Origin of the sequence: Nocardioides cavernae, assembly GCF_013410035.1 — a bacterium.
In the GTDB taxonomy this organism is placed as follows: Bacteria; Actinomycetota; Actinomycetes; order Propionibacteriales; family Nocardioidaceae; genus Nocardioides; species Nocardioides cavernae_A.
The window spans coordinates 1,514,464-1,536,238 of the sequence record NZ_JACCBW010000002.1; the positions used below are offsets into that span (position 1 = coordinate 1,514,464).

The following is a 21,775-nucleotide window of genomic DNA, read 5'->3' on the forward strand; positions in this document are numbered from 1 at the left end:
AGCGATCCCCTATAGCTCAATTGGCAGAGCATTCGACTGTTAATCGGAGGGTTCCTGGTTCGAGTCCAGGTGGGGGAGCGGCACGAGAAGGGCCCGAGGCGATCGCCTCGGGCCCTTCGTCGTACGCGGTCGTCCCGCGCGCTAGCAGGTCACTTGACGCGCACGGCCTTCGATGTCGCGGCGGGGACCGGCGAGCTGCCGCTGCCGACGATGACCTCGCCGGCGCCGGCGAAGACCGCGCGGACGCGGTCGCCCTTCTTGCCCTTGAACTTCGCCTTGGCGACGCCCGCGGCGTCGGTCGAGCCCTTGCCGACCTTCTTCCACTTCTTGCCGACCTTCTTCTGGAAGGTGACCTTGGCGCCCGCGGCGACCGGACCGGTGGTCGAGCCGACGGTGGCCGTCACCTTCGCGGTCGCGGTCACCTTGGTGCCCTTGCGCTTGGCCTTGAGGGCGACCTTGGACGTCGCCTGGCCGACGACCTCGATGGTCCCCTCCACCTGCTTGGCGCCGAAGACCGTCGGGGCGGTGCCGACCTTGTAGTCGGTCGTGGTCGCGACGGTGTAGGTGCCGTACTGCTCGTAGACCGAGCACAGCTGCAGCCCGAGGCCCTGCTGGGCGGCCGGTGCGCCGTTGAACGTGCCGAAGGACTCGCGGTGCGCGTTGGTGCCGTCGGGCGCGATCAGCTCGATGACGATCGACCAGCTGGTCGTGCCCTCGGGGAGCTCGACGGAGTAGGTGTAGGCGTGGTCGATGCAGGTGTCGGCCGGCAGCACCGCGGTGGGCGCGAACGTCAGCGTCGCGTCACCGGGCGCGGCCTGCGCCGGGGTCGCGATCGAGGCGGTGGACAGTGCCAGGGCCGCGACGGCGACGGTCGTGCCGAGGCGCGTGAGGATCTTCATGCAGTGGTTCTCCTTGGTCGTGTCCGGACGATGCCGGACCTGGGTCGGACACAGGCCCGTACGTCACCGCACGCACCCCCGTTGTGCGCGGGGGAACGTATCAACCGCCCCGCGCAGTCGGAGTCCTACCCCGCCAGGCTCGGCTCAACCACTCGTCCGCACCCGCGCTCAGGGCAGGATCGCGTCCACGTAGCCGCCGTCGACGCGCACGGCCCCGCCGGTGGTCGCGGACGCCAGCGGAGAGCTGAGGTAGGCGACCATCGCGGCGATCTCGGAGGGCTCGATGAGCCGCTGCAGCAGCGACTGCGGCCGGTGCTCGCGCATGAACTCGCGCTGCGCGTCCTCCCACGGCAGGTCGTCACCCACGAGGCTGCGCACGAAGTCCTCGACGCCCCCGGTGTGGGTGGGGCCCGCGATCACGGAGTTGACCGTCACGCCGGTGCCGGCCGCCTCCTTGGCGAAGCCGCGCGAGACCGCGAGGAGCGCGGTCTTGGACACGCCGTAGTGGATCATCTCGACGGGCGTCACGACGGCGGAGTCGCTCGCGACGTAGAGGACCCGTCCCCACCCGCGCTCGACCATGCGGGGCAGGTGGTGGCGCGTGAGGCGTACGCCCGCGAGCACGTTGACCTCGAAGAACCGGCGCCACTCGTCGTCGGTGATCTCCAGGGCCGGCCTGCTCTCGAAGATGCCGAGATTGTTGACGAGCACGTCGACCTCCGCCATCGCCTCGACGGCCAGGGCGAAGCCCTCGTCCGTGGCGACGTCGGCGACCACGGGGACCAGCGTCGTCGGTCCGTCCGGCACCGCGCTCCGCACCTCCTCGATCGCGCGGTCCACCGAGCCGGACGACCTGCCGTTCACCCCCACGGCCTCCGCGCCCGCGGAGACGAGCTGCTCGACGATCGCGAGGCCGATGCCCTGGCTGGAACCGGTGACGAGGACGCGCTTGCCGCTGAGTTCGATCCGCATCCCTCGAACCTAGCGCCGTCGCCGCGGCCCGCACGAGGGGCTGCGACCGCCTCCGGTTGCCGCCACGTAACGCTTTCCGCGTCGGGTGTGAACTGTGCGTTACGCGCCCCGGCGTGGGTCGCGGCCTGCGCGAGGGTGTGTCCATGAGCAGCGAGCACCTGCAGGCGGCGAGCGAGTTCGTGGTGCGTCCGGACGGAACCGTGGTCGGCAGCGACGGGGCTGCGGGCGCACTGGCGGCGGCGCTGCCCTACACCGGTCGTCTCGCGCGACGCATGGGCGAGCTCGCCGGTGTCGGCGACCTGCGCGCCATGGAGGCGCTCGGTCGCCGTCGGCTCGGGGTCACGGTGACGTGGACACCGGCCGGCGAGGGCACCTACCGGGCGACGGCGCACCCCGTCGAGCCGCGCGTGGTGCCGCACTTCACGGTCGTCGGCGCGGTCGACGCCGCGGCGGCCGTGGACCACTGCCTGACGCGCCTGATGTCGCTCGACGGCGTGCGGTGGAGCACCGTCGTGACGGCCGGCTCACGCGTGGTCGCCGCCCGGGGGGAGGACGCGGAGCTGCACCACCTGCCGGAGGTGGGCAACCGGATGCTCGCGATCCTGCGATCGCTCGAGGACCAGCACGCGAGCGGCTTCGTGCGGCTGCGCTTCGAGGAGGGCGCGGTGGTCGGTGCCTCACTCGGCCGGCACGCCCTCGTGGCCGGCGTCGGCCCGACCCCGGACGCCGACCTGGTGGCGGTGATCGACGAGGTGCGCGCCATCCTCGCCCCGCACGACCTGGGGTCCGTACGCGCCCCGGGCGACCCCGTCGGCCCCGAGGCCGCGGCGGTGGTGGCCGACGCCCCGCAGCCCGTCGTGGCACCCCCGCCGCTCGCCGGTGCACGGTTCGCCGGCGCAGGGGAGCGAAAGCCGCGGGCGCGCCGCCGCCGGGGGTTCGGGCTGCGCTGAGGGGCGCCTGACGCGGAACCGGAACCGTCAGCCGACGCGTCCGGCGTGGTGCTCCCGGACCAGCTCCAGGAAGTCTGCCGCGAGACCGTGCGGTCCACCCGTACGCCAGACGAGGGACACGGTCGCCCGGATCCCCGGCTCGAGGCGGGCCACCCGCGCTCCCTTCGTCGCCGCGTCGACCGCCATGCCCTCCGGGAGGACGGTGGCCCCGGCGCCGGAGACGACCAGCGGGACGACGGACGCCGCGTGCGCGGTCTCGACCATCACCTCGGTCGCCCGCCCGGCCGCCTCCAGACAGCCGTCCAGCAGCCCGCGGAGCGCCGTCCCCCGAGGTGTGCCGATCAGGCCGTGCCGCGCGAGCCGCTCGATGGTGGTGCTGAGCCCCGGGTCCTGGCCGGGTGGCAGGACGGCCAGCAGCTGCTGCTCGGCGAGCTCGAGGCTGGCGAGCGACCCGGACGGCGGGGCACCGTCCACCAGCCCGAAGTCGACCTGTCCCGTCCTCACCTGGTCGAGCACCACCGCGCGGGCGGCCGGGTCCGTCACCTCGAACCGGACCTGCGGGCGCTGCCGGCGGAACTCGCCGATGAGCCCGACCAGCGGGTGGACGGCCCACGAGGTGCTGGAGACGAGGCGGAGCGTCCCGGAGCCGCCGTCGGCCACCCCCCGCACCGCGCTCGCGGCAAGCCCGAAGGACCGGACCGCCCGCCTGGCCGGAGCGAGGAGCGCCTCGCCGGCCGCGGTCAGGCGTACGCCGCGCCCGTGTCGCTCGAACAGCGGCGATCCGAGCTCGGTCTCGAGCGTGCGCATCGAGTGCGACAGGGACGGCTGGGCGACGTGCAGCGCCTGAGCCGCCCGGGTGAAGCTGCCCGCCTCGGCGATGGCGAGGAAGAACTCGAGCTGCCTGCGCTCCATGGCGTTCCGTCCCTTGTCCGTGGAGGCATAGGCGACGCCTATGCCTGTCGCTCACAACCCGTCTGGGTCCCGGCGCGTCCTCGCTTGGTTCGACGAGTGACGTAAGTCTATCGTTTCACTCATATATTGATCGACCCTTCCGGACCAGGAGCTCCCATGACCCACCGCACCACCACTCGCGGCGCCCGCCTCGCCGTCGTCGCCACGCTCGGCCTCGGCGCGTTGCTGACCGGCTGCGCCTCGGACGCCGACGGCGCCGGCGACGACTTCGCCAGCAGCAGCTCCGGCGGCGGCACCGACTCGGTCGTGCTCGCCGAGCAGCCGTGGGTCGACCTCCAGGTCGAGAACGAGATCGCGGTCCAGGTGCTCGAGCAGATCGGCTACGACGCCTCGATCAAGAAGAACCTGTCGGTGGAGAACGCGGCCTCCGCGCTCGGTACCGGCGACATCGACGCGTACCTCGGCAACTGGTGGCCCTCGCAGGAGCCGACCTTCGGCGAGCTGATCGACGGGGGAGACGTCGACGTGGTCTCGACCCTCGTCACGGGCACGGAGTACGCCCCGGCCGTCCCGGGCGACGTGGCCCAGGAGCTCGGGGTGTCCTCGCTCGCCGACCTGGACGAGCACGCGGACGAGTTCGGCCGCAAGATCTACGGCATCGAGGCCGGGTCGCCGGGCAACGAGACCATCCAGGCGGCCATCGACGCCGACGCCTACGGTCTCGGCGACTGGGAGCTCGTCGCGAGCGGCACCCCGGCGATGCTCGCCCAGGTCACCAAGGCGCAGAAGGCCGGCGACCCCATCGTCTTCCTGGCCTGGAGCCCCCACTGGATGACCGTCGAGTTCGACACCGTCTTCCTCGAGGACCCCGAGGAGGTCTGGGGCGGTGCCGGTGAGATCCGGACGGTCACGCGCGCCGGCTTCGCCGACGACAACCCGGAGATCAACGAGTTCCTCGGCAACCTGACCTTCACCACCGACCAGGCCGGCGAGTTCTACTACGCCCACGACAAGGACGGCCAGGAGCTCGCCGACATCGCCGCGGCCTGGATCGAGGCCAACCCCGACACCGTGGCGACGTTCCTCGACGGCGTCGAGGACGCCGACGGGGAGCCGGCGGCCCAGGCGTTCGCGTCATGACGGCCGGTCCGGGCACGACCACCGCGACGACCACCGCGCCGACCGGCCGGTCGGGCGAGCAGCCGGCGATCGAGGGCCGGTCGCTCTCCAAGGTCTACGGCCTCAGCGACCGTCAGGCCGCCCGCGCCCTGGCCTCCGACGACCCGGCCGCCGCGGTGAGCGCGGCGGGTGGCTACCTCGGCGCCAGCGACGTGAGCTTCTCGATCGGCAAGGGCGAGATGTTCGTGGTGATGGGCCTCTCCGGTTCGGGCAAGTCCACCGTGCTGCGGATGGTCAACCGGCTCAACGAGCCCACCGCCGGTGAGCTGCTCATCGACGGCGAGGACATCACCCGGGTCAGCGACGCGCGACTCCGCGAGATCCGCAACAACGACATCGGCATGGTGTTCCAGCACTTCTCGCTCTTCCCGCACCGCACCGTCCGCGACAACGCCGCCTACGGGCTGAAGGTCCGCGGCGTCGGCAGGGCGGAGCGCCGCGACCGTGCCGAGGCCGCCCTCGCCAGGGTCGGGCTCGGCGACCGCGGCGACAAGATGCCGCACGAGCTGTCCGGAGGGATGCGGCAACGCGTCGGGCTCGCCCGTGCGCTCGCCGTCGACCCACCCATCCTGCTGATGGACGAGCCGTTCTCGGCGCTCGACCCGCTCATCCGGCGCGACATGCAGGACCTCCTGCTCGAGCTCCAGGCGGAGGACCGGCGCACCACGGTGTTCGTGACGCACGACCTGAACGAGGCGATGCGCATCGGCGACCAGGTGATGGTCATGCGCCAGGGCCGGGTCGTCCAGTGCGCCCCCGGCGCCGAGATCGTGGCCCACCCCGCCGACGACTACGTCAGCGAGTTCGTGGCCGACGTCGACCGCGCCCGGGTGCTCACGGCGTACGACCTGCTGCGCCCCGCGAAGCTGGTGTTCTCGGCCGACGACCGTCCCGACGAGGCGCTGCGCCGCCTCGGTGACAACGAGGCCCAGGGTGCCTTCGTCGTCGGCGCCGACGAGCGCCTGCTGGGCGTCGTCACCGATGCGGCCCTCCTGGGTGCCGCCAACCGTGGCGACCAGGACCTGACCGGTGCGGTGACCCAGGACTTCCACACCGTGGAGCCCACGGCGCACATCGGTGACTTCATGCACCGGGCCGGCCGGCAGGTCGTGCCGGTGACCGTGGTCGACGAGCGTGGCCGGCTGAGGGGCGTGGTGCCCCGCGCCACGATCCTGTCCACGCTCTCGACGGCGCCCCTCGCCGAGCGGGAGGCCGACGAACGGCTGGAGGTGGCGGTCAGTGCCTGACCTCCGCATCGGTGAACGCGGCGAGAGCGTCATCGACTACATGACCGAGCACCTCGGGGGCTTCTTCGACCTGCTCAAGGACATCCTCAACTTCGGCCTGCGCTCCGTCTATGACCTGCTGACGGCGCTCACGCCCGTGGCCATGGTCGTCGTGCTCGTGGTGATCGCGCTGCTGGCGACCCGCCGGGTGCTGCTGTCGGCCGGGCTGGGACTGGGCCTGCTGCTCATCCAGTCCATGGACCTGTGGCCCGAGACCATGCAGACGATGGCGTCGGTGGTCGTGGCGACGGTCGTGGCCCTGCTCGTCGGCATCCCCCTCGGCATCTGGTCGGCGTTCGACCCGGTGGTACGCAGCGTGCTGCGGCCGGTCCTCGACCTCATGCAGACGCTCCCGGTCTTCGTCTACCTGCTGCCGACGATCCTGTTCTTCGGCGTCGGCGACGCCCCCGGCCTGGTGGCGACGATCGTGTTCTCCGTGCCGCCGGCCGTCCGGCTGACGCAGCTGGGCATCAACCAGGTCGACGGCGAGACGGTGGAGGCCTCCGTGGCCTTCGGTGCGTCGCGGGGCGAGGTGCTGCGCGAGGTGCAGCTCCCGCTCGCGATGCCGTCGATCATGACCGGCGTCAACCAGGTGATCATGCTCGCCCTGTCGATGGTGGTCGTCGCCGGTCTGGTCGGTGGCGCGGGCCTCGGCGGAGTGGTGGTCAACGCGGTCCAGGGACTGCAGATCGCCGCGTCCATCGAGGGCGGCCTCGCCGTCGTGGTCATCGCCATCTACCTCGACCGCGTGACCTCGGCCCTCGGCGGCCAGGGCCGCGCCGAACCCTCGTGGTGGCCACGCCGTCGCGCAGCCGCCCCGACGAGGACCGTGACCGCAGAGCCGGTCCCCGTCGCCTGACCGCACGTCCCGAAAGGAACTGACATGACCTCCACCCTCGACGCCCCCACCACCGCTCACACCGCCGCCCCCGTCGGTGCCGTGACCGTCCAGCAGCTCGGCGGCCGCATCGGCGCCCGCATCGACGGCGTACGCCTCGGCGGCGACCTGTCCGAGGCGACCCTCGCGACCATCAGGCAGGCGCTCCTGCGCCACAAGGTCGTCTTCTTCCGCGGCCAGGACCACCTCGACGAGGCGGGCCACCAGGCGTTCGCGGAGACCTTCGGGCCGCTGACGTCGGCCCACCCGACGGTCAACACCGGGAGCGGCAGGGTCTTCAAGGTGACCGCCGACAAGGGCATGGCCGCCAACGCGTGGCACACCGACGTCACCTTCGTCGACCGGGTGCCGGCCATCAGCGTGCTGCGGGCCGTGCACCTGCCGCCCTACGGCGGCAACACGGTGTGGGCGAACACCGTCGCGGCGTACGACGCGCTGCCGGCGCCGCTGAAGGCGCTGGTCGACGACCTGTGGGCGGTGCACACCAACAGCTACGACTACGCCCAGCGTGACGAGGACTCCGAGGAGCCGGACGCCAACTACACGCGCGCCGACTTCGCCTCGCAGCTGTTCGAGACCGAGCACCCGGTCGTGCGCGTGCACCCGGAGACGGGGGAGCGCTCGCTCGTGCTCGGCCACTTCGTCAAGGGGTTCAGCGGGTTCAACAGCGCGGAGTCGATCGCCCTGTTCACCCTGCTGCAGAACCGGATCACGCGGCTGGAGAACACGATCCGCTGGGCCTGGCAGCCCGGTGACCTCGCGGTCTGGGACAACCGGGCCACGCAGCACTACGCGGTGGCCGACTTCGGCACCGAGTACCGCGAGATGGCGCGGATCACCGTCGCGGGCGACGTGCCGGTGAGCATCGACGGACGGCCGAGCCGCGTCCTCCGTGGCGACGCCGAGGCGTACTCCCGGCTCGACGAGCTCATCAGCTGACCGGACGGGGTGGTGGCCCCGCTCAGCCCCAGCCGAGCGGGAACACCTCGAAGGCCGTCGCGTGCGTCACGCCCAGCCCCTGTCCGCCGCTGCGGAGGATCCCGTCGAGGAACTCCTCGGGGTCCCAGCCCTCCCAGCCGAGACCGTCGATGTAGGCCTTGTGCTCCCGGAGCGAGGTCACCCCGGCGTCGAAGGTGTCGGTCACGTCGACCGCGTGCGTCGACTGCGGCGAGCTGCCGGCCCAGACGGCCCTCACCCCACCCCAGGGCTCGAGCCCGTCGACCAGCTGCTCGGGGAAGATCCAGCGGTTGCCCGCGTCGCGCACGGCGTCGAGCAGCGCCCTGCCGACCGCGATGTGGTCGGCCTGGTTGAGGTTGGTCCCACCGAAGGTCTCGCGGAAGTTGATGGTCATCGCGACGTCGGGGCGGTGCTCGCGCACCACCTGCGCGATCGCGCGGCGCAGCTCGACGCCGTACTCCAGCACCCCGTCGGGGAGCCGGAGGAAGACGACCTCGTCCACCCCGACCACGGCGGCCGACGCGATCTCCTCGGCCTCGCGCACGGCGCGGCACTCGTCCGGGCTGATCCCGTCGATGCCGGCCTCGCCGCTGGTCACCATGCAGTAGACGACCCGCTTGCCCTGGCCCGTCCAGCGGGCGACCGCCGCGGCCGCGCCGTACTCGATGTCGTCGGGGTGCGCGACCACGAACAGGGCGCTGTCCCAGTCCTCGGGGAGCGGCTCGTAGGACGGCGGTGCGGGACGCTGGTCGGTCATGGACCGAGCATCGCACCGCGACGCTAGTGTAGTGAAACGAACGACTTACTCATATATGGTCGCCCCATGACCCCGTACGCCCCCACCCGCCGTGGGCTCCTCGCCACCGCCGCCCTCGTCGGCGGAACCGCCGCCGTCCCGGGATCGATCTGGCGCGCCGGCCCGGCCGTCGCCGCCGCGCCCGCCATCCTCAAGCCGACCCCGCCCGCCTGGTTCCGTGACTTCGGCACCAACGCCGAGATGCGGTGGGACTCGGTCGAGCCGGGCGCCTACCTCACGCCCCAGTCGCGGCTGTTCGTGCGCAACCACACGCGTACCCCCCAGGTCGACCGCTCGACCTACGGCCTGCGCGTGTTCGGCGACGGCCTGGCGACCGCCCGCACCGAGGGCGAGGCGCTGCGCCTGTCGTTCGCCGACCTCCAGCGGCTGCCCCACCACGACCTGACCGCCGTCCTCGAGTGCACCGGCAACGGCCGCAGCCACTTCACCAGCCAGCAGGGGCAGTCGGTCTCGGGCACCGCCTGGACGCTCGGCGCGGTCGGCACGGTGCTCTGGACCGGCGTGCGCCTGCGCGACGTGCTCCGCGCGGTCGGCATCGCGCCCGATGCCGTGTCCATCCAGGCGACGGGTCTCGACGACCCCTTCGTCTCCGGGGGCATCGACCACGGGCGGGTGCGCCGCCCGTTCCCGGTCGCCAAGGCGCTCGACGACGCGCTGCTGGCCTGGGGGATGAACGGCGAGGACCTGCTTCCCGACCACGGCTACCCCCTGCGGCTGGTGCTCCCCGGTTGGGTCGGCATCGCCAGCATCAAGTGGCTCGGCTCGCTCGAGGTGTCCCGCACCCAGCTCACGTCGCCGTGGAACACGACGTTCTACCGGATGACCGGACCCGACTGGCCGGCCGACTCGCCGCCGTTGACCGTCAACCCGGTCCGCTCCGCCTGGGAGCTGGCCGCCGGGGCCACCCTGCCGTCGCGCCCGTCCACGCTCACCGGTCGGTCGTGGAGCGGGGCCGGCCGGATCCGGTCGGTCCAGATCAGCCTCGACGACGGCCGGTCGTGGCGGCCCGCGGTCCTCGACCGGCGCTCGCAGCGCGAGCAGGGCTGGACGCAGTGGTCGGTCCGCACCGCGCGCCTGCGCCCCGGGCCGCGCCACCTGCTGGCGCGCGCCACCGACGAGCTCGGGCGCACGCAGCCGCTCGTCGCGGCGTACAACACGCAGGGCTACTTCTTCGACGCGGTGGTGCGCCATCCGGTGACCGTCGTCTGACGGCTCAGGCCATCACGCCGACCGGCTGCGGCGAGAAGCCCGGGAACACCTGCGCCACCGATACGCCGAAGCGCTTCGTGACGATCTCGGTCAGCACGCTGCGGTAGTCGGTGGTGACGAGGAGGTCGCCGTCGAGGGTGTTCTGCAGACCGGGCCAGGAGCCGTAGTACTGCCCGCCCCGGACGCCCGCACCGGCGACGAACATGACGTTGCCGAAGCCATGGTCGGTGCCGTAGTTGTCGTTCTCCTTGACGCGCCGGCCGAACTCGCTGAGCGTCACCAGCGTCACGCGGTCGGCGGCCGGGCCGAGGTCGGCGAAGAACGCGGCGATCGAGCCGGCGAGGTCACCGGCGTTGCGCTTCATCTCGCCCCACTCGAGCGTGCCCGCGTCGGTGTGCATGTCCCAGTCGCCCTGGTCCACGGTGATCACCTCGGCCCCGACGCCGGAACGCACGATCCGTGACACGTCGGACAGCGCCTTGCCCAGGCCCGTGCCGGGGTACGCCGGGGTGGGCGTGCCAGCGGCCGTGTCGCGTGCGACCCCGAAGGTCTGCGCGCCCGAGATCGCGTCGCGCACCGCGCGGCTCATCGGGCTGCTGCCCGTCCAGGCGTGCGAGAGCGAGGCGAGCCGGCGCCCGTCCTCCTCGGTGCCGGCGACCTTGGCGTTGTCGACCCGGTTGACCACGAACGCGGGATGGGTGCCGAAGAGCGAGGTCGGGACCTGGTTGCCCATGGCCGTGCCCTGCAGCGGCGACTCGCCGGCGAGCTGGCCGAGGAGCCGGTTCAGCCAGCCGTTGCGCTCGGTCGAGCCGGGCGCGGCGTCCTCGATGGCCTCCATCGCGGCGAAGTGGGACCGGTTCGGCGTCGCCATCCCGGTCGCGTGGACGGCGGCGAGCCGGCCGGCCTGCCACATCGGCAGGAGCGGTGCGAGCGCCGGGTGCAGGCCGAACATCGCGTCCGGGGCGAGGAGCGAGGCGGCGGGCACGGCCAGCCGCGGCCGGGCGGCGTAGTAGACCGGGTCGGCGTGCGGCACGACGAGCGAGAGGCCGTCGGCCGCCCCGCGCAGCGAGAGCAGCACCAGGACCGAGCCGCCGGGGGCGGCGAGCGTCCGCGCCGTGCGCCCGGTGACGGCGTACGCCTGCGGCCCGGTGCCGGTCAGCGACGGGCCCAGGGCCAGCGCACCGCCGGCCAGGGCGGTGCCGACGACCCGGCGGCGACTCAGCGCGAGCCGCGCCTCGACGAAGTCGGGGCACCCGCAGGAGCGGGCGACGGCGGGGGGAGTGTGGTCGGAAGTCGTCATGTCAGCACGCCAGGTGGTCGGGGGAGTCGAGGACGGCGGCCAGGAGTCGCGGGAAGCCCCACTGGTAGAGGCCGTGCTCGCGGTCGATCTTCTCCTTGGCCGTGCAGCCGGTGGCCAGGCACGCGGTCTCGAGGAGCCGCTTCGAGGCCGGGCGGTGGAGCAGGTCGCGGCTGACGTCGTCGACGAGGTCCTTGAACCGGACCGGCTTCTTCGCCGGCACCCACTCCTTGGGCTCGCGGTAGGACAGGCCGTGCGATGGCCACCAGCCGCCGGCCATCGACCAGTGCATGCTCATCGAGCCCAGCGCGCGCGACGGCGAGGCCCAGACCGCGTCGGTGACCGGGGTCCCGTCGGGTCGGGGCCACGCGTGCGGGGAGAGGCCGAGCCCGGAGGCCTGCCAGAGGACGGCGTTGCCGGCCGAGTCGTTGCGGGTGGGCCGGCCGACCCCGACGCCGAGGGCGCGGTAGGTCGCGACCACGTCCTCGCTGGGGTCACGCAGCTTCTTGCCGGCCGACGCGCGGAACTCCTTGCTGGCCACCAGCGCGCGCAGCACGGGGACGATCTCGGTGTCGTTCCTGAGGTAGACCTTCGCGAGCCGCTCGACCAGCCCGCGCGGCGGGTCGTCGCGCACGAACTTGGTGGCGAGCCGCTCGCAGACGTGGCGCGCGGTGTCCGGGTGGTGGGCCAGGTAGCGGAGGTACTCCCTCGTGACCTCCCGGCCGTCGGCCTTGCGGTTGTTGTGGGTGAAGCCACGGACCTTCACCGTGCCGGTGTAGTGGTCCTCCTTCACGTAGGACCGCGACCAGGACTCCCAGAGGTCCACGTGCCACCCGGTCAGGATGCGCGCCGAGGCCTTGACGTCGTCCTCGCTGTAGTTGCCCGCGCCGAGCGTGTGCAGCTCGAGGAGCTCGCGGCCGAGGTTCTCGTTGGGCGCACGCTTCGTCGACGTGGCTGCGGACAGGAAGATCAGCATCGCCGGGTGGGTCGTCGTCGCCGTCAGGAGCTCGTCGAAGCGGCCGAGCGCGTGCGCACGGACCGTCTCGCCGTAGGCCGCCCGCCAGGTGAAGTGCGCGTCGCCGCTGACCGGGACGTGGAGCATGCCCTCCCAGAACTCGGTCATCTTCTCGAGCACGGGGCGCCGGGTGCGGATCCTCCGGACCAGCAGCCAGCGGCCGTAGTCCTCCATCACCTGGTAGCCGCCGCGCACCTCGGTGACCTGCCGCTGCCACAGGTCCCGCGGCTTGCGGTCGAGGTCCGGCCACCACCGGCGCAACGAGTCGGCCGACGCGTCGGGGAACGCCCCCGGACGCGTGAGCTGCTTCTCGAACCACGCCGCGGCGCCACCGGCCTTGCGGACGTCCTTCGCGAGGGTGGCGTCGACGCCGTAGCCGAAGCGCGTCACCAGGTGACGCTGCGACGGCGGCAACAGCTCCGACGTCCGCCCGGACTTCTTCCCTGCCACGTAGGTCCTCCCAACCCGAGCCCCAGAGAGACGCATCACTGTCCCACGCCCGGAGCCGGACGCGAAGTCGAGCTCGCATCTCGTTTGCGGACCGCTCCGTCCGTGCGGTCGGATGCGGTGTGCACATCGACGCGCTCGACCCGACCGACGCCGCCGCCCGGGCCGTCTGGCACGACGTGATGGAGCGGTCGGTGCGCGCCGACCGGCCCCACGCGCTGGTCACCACACCGGCCGCGTTCGAGGTCACCGCGACGTCCCCGAGCACGCACTACGACCGGACCTGGCTCCGCGCGACGGTCGACGGCACGGTCGTCGGCGTCGCCGAGCTCGAGCTGCCCCTGAGCGAGAACACCGACGTGGCCTGGGTAGAGGTCCAGGTGCTGCCGTCCCACCGCAGACAAGGCGTCGGCCGCGCGCTGTGGGAGGCGCTCATCGAGCGGTCCCGCGCCGCCGGGCGTACGCGGATCGGCGGCGAGGTGACGGTCGACGTCGACGTGGCCGGCGCGGCGCACGACTTCGCCGTCGCGATGGGTGCGGTCGAGAAGCACCGCGAGGACCACCTGCTCGCCGACCTGCCGGTGCGCGCCACCCCGGTGGACCCGGCGTACGAGGTCGTCAGCTGGCGCGGTCGGTGCCCCGACGAGCACCGCGGGGCCTACCTCGCGATGCGCAACCAGATGAACGCCGACGTCCCCGTCGGCGAGCTCGAGCTGGAGGCGGCGGTCGTGGACGAGGAGCGTCTCGCCGCGTCGGAGGAACGGCTGATGCGGGCGTACGACGTGCGCGTCGCCGCTGCCCGCCGGCGGGCGGACGGCACCTTCGGCGGTTACTCCCTGCTCTTCGTGCCGCACGGCACCGACTACGGCTGGCAGGACGACACGCTGGTCATGCCGGAGCACCGCGGCCACCGTCTCGGCGCCGCCCTCAAGTCGGCCAACTACGCCGACCTGCCGCCGGAGGTCACCTCGGTCCACACGTGGACCGCGCCGGACAACGCGGCGATGCACCGCACCAACACGGCCATGGGGTTCCGCGTCGTGGAGCGGATGTACGAGATGGAGGCCGCCGTCCGAGGGTGACCGTGGCGGTCAGGCGACAGCCGCGTCCGCGGCCGGCAGCCGGACGGTGAGCGTCGTGCCCACCCCGAGCGTCGAGCTCAGGTCGAGGGTGCCGGAGTGCCGCTGGACGATCCGCTCGACGATGGCCAGACCGAGACCCGTGCCGGGCCGCTCCAGCGCAGCGGGGTTGGTGGAGCGGTGGAACTCGCGGAACAGCGTGCGCTGGTCGTCCTCCGAGATGCCGATCCCGGTGTCGGCCACGGTGACGACCACGTCGTCGTCCCGGCGCACGACGCGCAGGTCGACCCGCCCTCCGGCGTCGGTGTACTTCACGGCGTTGCTGGACAGGTTGCAGAGCAGCCGCAGCAGCTCGTCGCGGTTGCCCGGCACCACGACCGGCCCCGCGGGTGCGTGGATGGCGTAGGCGACCGACTTCGACGCAGCGACCGGGCCGCAGTCCTCGCCGACCTCGGCCAGCACGTCGTGCAGGTCGACCGGGACCGGCTCGAAGGCCCGGTCGGGGTCGGCGATCCGCGCCATCGTGAGGAGGTCGTCGACGACGGACTCCAGGCGGGCGACCGCGCGCGACGCCGCGGTCAGCGACGTGTGGTCCGCCGGGTCGAGGTCCGCGAGCCCGAGCATCTCGAGGTTCGCGCTCGCCGTGAAGATCGGGTTGCGCAGCTCGTGCCCGAGCGTGTTGACCATCTGGGTGCGGTAGGTGTCGATCCGCCGGAGCTGGTCGACCTGGCGGGCGTTGGCCACGGCGCGGCCCAGGTCGTGGCCGATGTCCAGCGCGGCGTCGAGCTCGACGTCGGTCCACGTCCGGACGTCCGAGACGCGCGTGAGCACCAGGAAGCCCAGGCACTGCGTGCCCACGCCCAGCGGGACGAGCAGCACCGAGCCGATCCCGATGCCGGAGAGGAACGCGAGCAGGCGGTCAGCGTCGGACCGGGGGATGCCGGCGGTGTCGGCGGCCGAGAACGGGGCGACCCGCTGCTCGGCCCAGCACTGCTCGGCCAGGCCCGCCACCACCACGTCGACCTGGTCGAACGCCGGCTCCGCGGGCTCGCCCTCGGCGTACCAGGTCGTCGACGTGCCCCCCTGGGCGTCGAAGGCCGTGAGCCACATGCCGAACGCGTCGAAGCACTGCACGATCGCCGAGCGGGACGCCTCCACGACGAGGTCCAGGGTCGGCTCGCCGAGCGCCTGCCGCACGATCTCCCGTGTCGTGGCCGCGAGCCGCACCCGCTCGGCGAGCTCCATCCGCTCGAGCGCCGTCAGCACGGTCCGGCGGGTGACCACCGCGCACTTCTCCAGCAGCTCGCGCTGGACCTTGCCGGGGCGGCGGCCGTCCAGCGGCACGTCGACCGACAGTACGCCGCGCAGCTCGCCGGACTCGTCCACGAGCGGCGCGGCCAGGAAGTCGCGGGGGTGCCACGCGCCCGGGGCGTCGGTCAGCACGCTCTCGTAGACGTAGCCGTAGCCGGCGATCTCGGCCGTCTCCCGGTCGTGCGGCACGAAGCGCCACGGACCCCACTCGTCGGCGTTCTCGATCTCGGCCTCCAGCAGCGCCACCGGCAACCGCCTGCCGAGGATGGCCTCGGCCACCCCGGGGCCGTAGGCGGCCACCACCTCGAGCTCGTCGCCGTCGCGGATGCTGATCGCGGACAGGCTGAACTCGGCGAGCGCGGCAGCGCCCTCGGCGAGCACGTACAGGTGCTCGCGGGTGGGCTCGTCGAGGCGCAGCTGCGTGGCTGCGGGAGTCTCGGCAACCTGGTCCATGGGATCTCCGGGTGGCGACGACGCGTGGTCTGGACAACAACTGTCGCGCGATTCCGCGTCCGATGTGGCCGAATGCCCGGATTGGCCCGATCCGGTGGCATCCCTCGCCACCGGCTGCCACGACCTGCCATGACCCGCCAAAACCCTCGACGGCCCGAGCGCCGGAGCGCCGGTGGGCGGCGGCTAGGCTGCGCGGGCGTCACGGGGCGGTAGCTCAGTCGGTCAGAGCAGAGGACTCATAATCCTTGGGTCGTGGGTTCGAGCCCCACCCGCCCTACTCCTCGTTCGTGTGCCTCGCTCGTGTGCCTCGTCCGCGTGCCTCGTCCCGGACGGTGCCCGGGGGTACTAGCACCATCGGACATCTGTCGGCCGCCCGCGGCGGCGACGAGGCTGGTCCCACCGAACCCAGGAGGACCCATGACCAGCATCCGGACCCGCACCGCCCGCTCCCTCGCCGTCGCCGTCGCGCTCGCCGGCCTCTCCGCCGGCACCCTCGCCGCGACCGCCACGGCAGCCGACGCCCACGAGACCCACCCTCTGTCCCTGCGCAGCGGCGGCGACGACGGTCCCGGCCACGACGCCGGTGACGACCACGGCGGGGACCGCAGCGACGACAGCGACGACAGCAGCGACGACGACAACGGCGGCGATGACGACGGCCGTGACGACGGGCGTGACGACGACCGCGTCATCCGCACCGGCGGCTGCGGCAGCGGCGCCACGTGGAAGCTCAAGGTGAAGACCGACGACGGGCGCCTCGAGGTCGAGGGCGAGGTGGACAGCAACGTCGCCGGCCAGCGCTGGGGCTGGACGCTGCGGCACAACGGCTCGGTCAGCGACCGCGGCTCCGCCACCACCACGGCCCGCAGCGGCTCGTTCGAGGTCGAGCGCAAGGTCGTCGACCTCGCCGGCACGGACACCCTGACGTTCCGTGCGGTGCGCAACGGGCAGGTCTGCCGGGGTGTGGTCAACTACTGACCTCACCGGAGGTGGACCCCATGCGTTGGCTGACGAATCCCGTGGTGCAGTTCCTGGCCACGGGATTCGTCACGCTCGTGGTCGTGCTCGTCGCGACCAGCGCGCTCAGCCGCTCGGCCGCCGACGACGAGGCGGTCGCCGACGCCCGCTCCCTGACGCGGGTGCTCGGGACGTCCGTCGCGCAGCCGGCGATCCCGCCCGGGCTGGTGGACGGCGACGCCGCCGCGATCGACCGGCTGGACCGTACGGCGCTCGACCGCCTGCTCGTCGGTGACGTGCTGCGGATCAAGATCTGGGACCGCGACGGCACGGTGCTCTACAGCGACCGGACCGAGCTGATCGGTGCGGTCTACCCGCTCGACGACGACGAGCTCGAGGTGCTCGACGAGGGCGGGACCGACGCCGAGCTGTCCGACCTGTCCAAGCCGGAGAACCGGTTCGAGCGCGCGATCGGCGGCGACCTCCTCGAGGTCTACACCCGCATCGAGTCGCCCGAGGGGGAGCCGCTGCTCTTCGAGGCCTACCTGGGCGTGGACCGGATCCGGGAGAGCCGGGCGGAGGTGCTCGACCGGTTCCTGCCCATCACCATCGGCTCGCTGCTAGCCCTGGTGGCCCTCAGCACGCCCCTCGTGTGGCTCCTCTCGCGCCGCATCGCGCGGGGGGCGCGGGAGCGCGAGCGCCTGCTCGAGGCTGCCGTACGCGCCTCCGACGCCGAGCGGCTGCGCATCGCCCGCGACCTCCACGACGGCGTCGTGCAGGATCTCGCCGGGTCGTCGATGACCCTCTCCACCGTCGCCGCGCGCGTCGCTGGACCTGACCGTGACGAGCTCGAGCAGGTGGGCCGCTCCCTGCGCGTGAGCATGCGTGCGCTCCGCTCGCTGCTGGTCGAGATCTACCCGCCGGACCTGCACACGGCCGGCATCGCGGCGGCGGTGGACGACCTCGTCGCCCCGCTCGCGGCCACGGGCGTGAGCGTCGACGTGCACGTGAGCGGCGACGAGGACGCGTCCCGCCCGGCCGTCGCGCTCGTGTGGCGGGTGGCCCAGGAGGCGGTGCGCAACGTGGCCCGGCACGCCGGGGCCGGCCGCATGTCGCTCACGGTGCACCGTCAGGGCGACTCCCTGGTGCTCGAGGTGGTCGACGACGGACGCGGCTTCGTCCCCGGTGCGGCGCCCGCGGACGACCGGTTCGGCCTCCGCGCGGCGGACAGCCTGGTGCGCGAGCACGGCGGCACGATGGACGTCGAGTCCGCCCCGGGCTCGGGCACCACGGTGCGGGTGGAGGTGCCGGTCGCATGATCCGTGTGGTGGTGGCCGACGACCATGCGGTCGTGCGCAGGGGGCTGACGGGTCTCATCGAGTCGACCGACGACCTCGAGGTCGTCGCGGTGGCGCGCGACGGGAGCGAGGCGGTGGACCTGGTGCGCCGGCACCGCCCCGACGTCGCCGTGATGGACCTGCAGATGCCCGTGCTCGACGGCGTCGAGGCGACCCGCGCCATCGTCGCCGAGCAGGCCGGCACCGAGGTGCTGGTGCTGACCTCGTTCTCCGACCACGCGCGCATCGACGCGGCGGTCGAGGCCGGCGCGGTCGGCTACCTCCTCAAGGACGCCGAGCCCGACATCCTCCTCGACGGGATCCGCGCCGTGGCCCGCGGGGAGTCTCCGCTCGACCCCCGGGCCGCGCGCCGGTTGCTCACCCGCGCGACCGGGGCCCCTCCCCACGCCGCGGGTGGTGCCGCGGGCTCCGGCGGCGGCGCGCCCGCCGACCTGTCGCCGCGCGAGGCGGAGGTCCTCGCCCTCGTGGTCGAGGGTCTGCTCAACAAGCAGATCGCCCAGCGCCTCGGGATCACCGAGCGCACCGTGAAGGCGCACCTGACCTCGGCCTACCAGCGCATCGGGGTCGCCGACCGCACCCAGGCGGCGCTCTGGGCCGCCCGCCACGACCTCGGCGGCCGCTGAGCGCCCCCTCGGCCCCTCGGCCCCGGGGCCCTCAGCCCTCGCCGGCGATCAGCAGCCGGTCGTCGAGGCGCTCGAGCTGGAGGCGTACGCGCTGGGTGCTGCGCTCGCCCGACGTCATGACGTAGTCGACGGTGTAGCCCACGGTGAGGTCGGACGGGTCGGACCGGACCTCGGCGAGGGTCGCCGACCGCACCTTGCCCCACCAGTTCATGTAGCCGTCGAAGCCGCCGCTGCGCTCCTGGAACTCCGGCGTGAGCTGGTCGAACGCTGCGCGAGGGTTGCTCGTGACGGTGGAGAGGTAGGACGTGATGAACGTGTCCATCTGCTGCCTGACCTCTTCGGCCGTCACCGGGGGAGGGCTCTCGCCCTCGGGCGTCCCGGAGGTCTCCGAGGTGGCGGGGGACCGGGTGTCCCGGTCGGGGCTCGCCTCCGGGGCCTGGCGTCCCGCGAGGACGTACGCCGCCACGACCGCCGCGACGGCGAGCACCGCGGCTGCTGCGATCACCGCCCACCGCAGCCCGCGACCGCGTCGCTCGCGCGCGACCGGTGTCGGCTGCGCCGGGGGGAGCACGCCGGTGTGCTCACGCACGGGCGGCGCCGCGGCGGTGGCGACGACGGTGGAGCGCTGGCCGCGCGCGATCCGGGCGAGCTCGTCGCGCACGCGCGGCATCGGCCAGCGGGCGTCCGGCTCCCGGTGCATCATCACCGAGAGCAGTCCGGCGAGCGGGTGGTCCTCCGGAAGGCGCGGCGGGTCCTCGTGGACGATCTTGTAGAGCGCCCCGATGAGGTTGTCGCCGACCTCGTACGGCGGGCGGCCCGTGACCGCGTGGTAGAGCGTGGCCCCCAGCGACCAGACGTCGCTGGCAGGCGTGGCGGAGGAGCCGGAGGCCACCTCGGGGGCGAGGTAGGCGGGGGAGCCCGTGACGAGACCGGTCTGGGTGAGGGACGGGTCGTCGGCCGAGCGCGCGATGCCGAAGTCGTTCAGCTTGGCCCCGGCGCCGGCGAGCATGATGTTGCTGGGCTTGACGTCGCGGTGCACGATCCCGTGGGCGTGGGCCTCGACGAGGGCGTCGGCCGTCTGCGCGAGCAGCGCGGCCGCCTCGGTGGCCTCGAGCGGCCCGGTCGTGCGTACGCGTTCGCTGAGCGTCTGCCCGTCGACGTACTCCATCACCAGCCACCGCACGTCCTGCTCGTCGACCAGGTCGAACACCGACACGACGTGCGGGTGGTTGAGCGCCGCCGCCAGCCGGGCCTCGCGCTCGGCGCGTTCCAGCTCGACGCTGTCCGAGCCCGGGATGAGCCCGATCCGCTTGATCGCGACCTGGCGTCCGAGCACCTCGTCGTGCGCGAGGTGCACCGTGCCGGAGCCACCCCGGCCGATCTCCCGCTCGAGCGTGTACCTGCCAGCGATCACGTGCCGTACCTCCTGCGTCCGCGCCCTAGGCTAGTGCCCGGCCACCAACCCACCTCACCCGTAAGGAACCCACGTGACGACGCCGAATGTCCTCGACGAGCTGGAGTGGCGCGGCCTGATCGCGCACTCCACCGACCGCGACGCGCTCCGCGCGGCGCTGGGCGAGGGGAGCGTCAGGTTCTACGTGGGCTTCGACCCCACGGCGCCGAGCCTCCACATGGGCCACCTGGTCCAGGTGCTCACGGCTCGCCGCCTCCAGGAGGCCGGTCACACGCCGTACGCCCTCGTGGGAGGGGCCACCGGCATGATCGGCGACCCCCGGGACTCCGGGGAGCGCACCCTCCACTCCTCCGACACCGTCCGGGAGTGGGTCGAGCGGGTGCGCGGCCAGATCGAGCCGTTCCTCTCCTTCGACGGCGACAACGCCGCGACGATGGTCAACAACCACGACTGGACGGCGTCGCTGTCGGTCATCGACTTCCTGCGCGACATCGGCAAGCACTTCCCGGTCAACCGGATGCTCGCCCGCGACACCGTGAAGCGTCGCCTCGAGTCGGGCATCAGCTACACCGAGTTCTCCTACGTGCTCCTCCAGTCGATGGACTACCTCGAGCTCCACCGCCAGCACGGCATCACGCTCCAGTTCGGCGGCTCCGACCAGTGGGGCAACCTCACCGCGGGGGTCGACCTGATCCGCCGCACGGACGGCGCGCACGTGCACGCCCTGGCCACGCCGCTGCTCACCAAGTCCGACGGCACCAAGTACGGCAAGACCGAGGGCGGCGCACTGTGGCTCGACCCGGCGATGCTGTCGCCCTACGCCTTCCATCAGTTCTGGCTCAACGCCGAGGACGAGAAGGTGGGCGAGCTGCTCCGGGTCTTCACCTTCCTCTCCCGCGAGGAGATCGAGGACCTCGAGCAGCAGACGGCGGACAAGCCCTTCCTGCGCGCGGGACAGAAGCGGCTCGCCGACGAGGTGACCGCGCTGGTGCACGGTGCGGACGAGGTCGAGCAGGCCAAGGCGGCGGCGGCAGCGCTGTTCGGTGGGGGAGACCTCGCCGGCATCAAGCCCGACACCCTCGCCTCGGCGCTGCGCGAGGCCGGTGGGACCACCGTCCCCGCAGGCGACCTGCCCGGGATCCTCGACCTCTTCGTGGCGGCCGGCCTGGTCGCGAGCAAGGGCGAGGCCCGCCGCACGGTGGCAGAGGGCGGCGCCTACCTCAACAACGTGCGCGTCGAGGACCCCGAGCTGCGGCCCACCGAGGCCGACCTGGTGGGCGGTTCGTGGCTGGTCCTACGCCGTGGCAAGAAGCGCTTCGCGGGCGTCGAGGTGGGCTGACACGCCGCCCCACGCGTCACAACAGGCCTCTGACCTGCGAAAACGCTGATGTGCCCGCGGTCACACCGTTTCGATTTGCGCGATGTCATGAGTACGCATACTGTTCTCTTTGTCGCCAGGGAGCGGCGGTGAGCAAGGCCGGTCAGGCCGGGCTCGCGGCCCCGGGCAGGACAACCCGAAGCGGTCATCGGTCACGGTGACACCAGTGGGTCAGAGCGAAACAGTCGAGGATTTGCCTCGTCAGAAAGTCGCTCGCTAGGTTTGACCAGTTGCCTCACGCAACCGAGATCCTCACCGGATCGCGATGTGGGTGCGTCTGATTCTTGAGAACTCAACAGTGTGTTTGATTAGTCGACGAATTAGTTTGTTATGCCCCGTTGACATCGGTTGTTCTGCTGGCCTT

General features: G+C 72.6%; 19 protein-coding genes and 2 tRNA genes. 13 read left to right on the forward strand and 8 right to left on the reverse strand.

What is annotated here, in order from left to right:
• The first annotated feature begins 5 nt into the window (after window positions 1–5).
• A tRNA-Asn gene (locus F4692_RS14880) sits at window positions 6–78 on the forward strand.
• 71 nt (window positions 79–149) lie between these two features.
• Here the strand turns inward: F4692_RS14880 and F4692_RS14885 are convergent.
• Together F4692_RS14885 and F4692_RS14890 are read right to left on the reverse strand one after the other, a co-directional pair.
• Complete coding sequence (locus F4692_RS14885; RefSeq protein WP_179620372.1) at window positions 150–899, reverse strand: hypothetical protein; 750 nt, start codon at window positions 897–899, stop codon at window positions 150–152.
• A 168-nt stretch (window positions 900–1,067) separates the two neighbouring features.
• Window positions 1,068–1,871 (reverse strand): SDR family NAD(P)-dependent oxidoreductase, encoded by an 804-nt coding sequence (locus F4692_RS14890; protein WP_179620373.1) that lies wholly within the window; start codon window positions 1,869–1,871, stop codon window positions 1,068–1,070.
• A gap of 143 nt (window positions 1,872–2,014) precedes the next feature.
• On the opposite strand from F4692_RS14890, the gene F4692_RS14895 reads away from it, so the two are divergent.
• On the forward strand, window positions 2,015–2,821 hold the full coding sequence (locus tag F4692_RS14895) for a hypothetical protein (protein WP_179620374.1): 807 nt from the start codon (window positions 2,015–2,017) through the stop codon (window positions 2,819–2,821).
• A 27-nt stretch (window positions 2,822–2,848) separates the two neighbouring features.
• On the opposite strand, the gene F4692_RS14900 is transcribed toward F4692_RS14895, so the two are convergent.
• Window positions 2,849–3,733: a LysR family transcriptional regulator gene (locus F4692_RS14900; protein WP_179620375.1), complete on the reverse strand. Its 885-nt coding sequence runs from the start codon at window positions 3,731–3,733 to the stop codon at window positions 2,849–2,851.
• 156 nt (window positions 3,734–3,889) lie between these two features.
• Between F4692_RS14900 and F4692_RS14905 the strand changes: the two genes are divergently transcribed.
• The 4 genes from F4692_RS14905 to F4692_RS14920 are packed head-to-tail and all read left to right on the forward strand — an operon-like array spanning window position 3,890 to window position 8,035.
• Entirely contained in the window at window positions 3,890–4,873 is a 984-nt protein-coding gene (locus F4692_RS14905) for an ABC transporter substrate-binding protein (RefSeq protein WP_179620376.1), read from the forward strand.
• Window positions 4,870–6,159 (forward strand): quaternary amine ABC transporter ATP-binding protein, encoded by a 1,290-nt coding sequence (locus F4692_RS14910; protein WP_179620377.1) that lies wholly within the window; start codon window positions 4,870–4,872, stop codon window positions 6,157–6,159. Before F4692_RS14905 ends, F4692_RS14910 begins: the two co-directional genes overlap by 4 nt.
• Window positions 6,152–7,057 (forward strand): ABC transporter permease, encoded by a 906-nt coding sequence (locus F4692_RS14915; RefSeq protein ID WP_308645317.1) that lies wholly within the window; start codon window positions 6,152–6,154, stop codon window positions 7,055–7,057. Before F4692_RS14910 ends, F4692_RS14915 begins: the two co-directional genes overlap by 8 nt.
• Window positions 7,058–7,081: 24 nt before the next feature.
• On the forward strand, window positions 7,082–8,035 hold the full coding sequence (locus F4692_RS14920) for a TauD/TfdA dioxygenase family protein (protein WP_179620378.1): 954 nt from the start codon (window positions 7,082–7,084) through the stop codon (window positions 8,033–8,035).
• 22 nt (window positions 8,036–8,057) lie between these two features.
• Here the strand turns inward: F4692_RS14920 and F4692_RS14925 are convergent, their stop codons facing one another.
• A complete protein-coding gene (locus tag F4692_RS14925; protein ID WP_179620379.1) occupies window positions 8,058–8,810 on the reverse strand; it encodes a PIG-L deacetylase family protein in 753 nt (250 codons plus the stop codon).
• Between the two features lie 66 nt (window positions 8,811–8,876).
• Here F4692_RS14925 and F4692_RS14930 point away from each other — a divergent pair, with 66 nt between their 5' ends.
• A complete protein-coding gene (locus F4692_RS14930; protein WP_179620380.1) occupies window positions 8,877–10,079 on the forward strand; it encodes a molybdopterin-dependent oxidoreductase in 1,203 nt (400 codons plus the stop codon).
• 4 nt (window positions 10,080–10,083) lie between these two features.
• Here the strand turns inward: F4692_RS14930 and F4692_RS14935 are convergent, their stop codons facing one another.
• Together F4692_RS14935 and F4692_RS14940 are read right to left on the reverse strand one after the other, a co-directional pair.
• Window positions 10,084–11,379: a DUF1501 domain-containing protein gene (locus F4692_RS14935; RefSeq protein WP_179620381.1), complete on the reverse strand. Its 1,296-nt coding sequence runs from the start codon at window positions 11,377–11,379 to the stop codon at window positions 10,084–10,086.
• A gap of 1 nt (window position 11,380) precedes the next feature.
• Window positions 11,381–12,781, reverse strand: coding sequence for a DUF1800 domain-containing protein (locus F4692_RS14940; RefSeq protein ID WP_179620382.1), 1,401 nt, complete (start codon window positions 12,779–12,781; stop codon window positions 11,381–11,383).
• 179 nt (window positions 12,782–12,960) lie between these two features.
• Here F4692_RS14940 and F4692_RS14945 point away from each other — a divergent pair, with 179 nt between their 5' ends.
• Window positions 12,961–13,920 carry a GNAT family N-acetyltransferase gene (locus tag F4692_RS14945; RefSeq protein WP_179620383.1) on the forward strand — a complete coding sequence of 320 codons (960 nt, stop codon included), beginning with the start codon at window positions 12,961–12,963 and terminating at the stop codon, window positions 13,918–13,920.
• Between the two features lie 9 nt (window positions 13,921–13,929).
• On the opposite strand, the gene F4692_RS14950 is transcribed toward F4692_RS14945, so the two are convergent.
• A complete protein-coding gene (locus tag F4692_RS14950) occupies window positions 13,930–15,681 on the reverse strand; it encodes a sensor histidine kinase (RefSeq protein ID WP_179620384.1) in 1,752 nt (583 codons plus the stop codon).
• Window positions 15,682–15,884: 203 nt separating this feature from the next.
• Here F4692_RS14950 and F4692_RS14955 point away from each other — a divergent pair.
• The 4 genes from F4692_RS14955 to F4692_RS14970 all read left to right on the forward strand — a co-directional run bounded on the left by F4692_RS14955 (window position 15,885) and on the right by F4692_RS14970 (window position 18,619).
• Window positions 15,885–15,958 (forward strand) — tRNA-Ile (locus F4692_RS14955).
• Window positions 15,959–16,098: 140 nt separating this feature from the next.
• The gene (locus F4692_RS14960) at window positions 16,099–16,659 is read left to right on the forward strand and encodes a hypothetical protein (protein WP_179620385.1); all 561 of its coding nucleotides are present in this window, start codon (window positions 16,099–16,101) and stop codon (window positions 16,657–16,659) included.
• A gap of 20 nt (window positions 16,660–16,679) precedes the next feature.
• Window positions 16,680–17,957: a sensor histidine kinase gene (locus tag F4692_RS14965; protein ID WP_179620386.1), complete on the forward strand. Its 1,278-nt coding sequence runs from the start codon at window positions 16,680–16,682 to the stop codon at window positions 17,955–17,957.
• Window positions 17,954–18,619: a response regulator gene (locus tag F4692_RS14970; RefSeq protein ID WP_179620387.1), complete on the forward strand. Its 666-nt coding sequence runs from the start codon at window positions 17,954–17,956 to the stop codon at window positions 18,617–18,619. The genes F4692_RS14965 and F4692_RS14970 overlap by 4 nt, the downstream gene beginning before the upstream one ends.
• 31 nt (window positions 18,620–18,650) lie before the next feature.
• Here F4692_RS14970 and F4692_RS14975 read toward each other — a convergent pair whose 3' ends face one another.
• Window positions 18,651–20,033 (reverse strand): serine/threonine-protein kinase, encoded by a 1,383-nt coding sequence (locus F4692_RS14975; RefSeq protein ID WP_179620388.1) that lies wholly within the window; start codon window positions 20,031–20,033, stop codon window positions 18,651–18,653.
• Between the two features lie 73 nt (window positions 20,034–20,106).
• Between F4692_RS14975 and tyrS the strand changes: the two genes are divergently transcribed.
• Entirely contained in the window at window positions 20,107–21,372 is a 1,266-nt protein-coding gene (tyrS, locus tag F4692_RS14980; RefSeq protein WP_179620389.1) for a tyrosine--tRNA ligase, read from the forward strand.
• Window positions 21,373–21,775 lie beyond the last annotated feature (403 nt).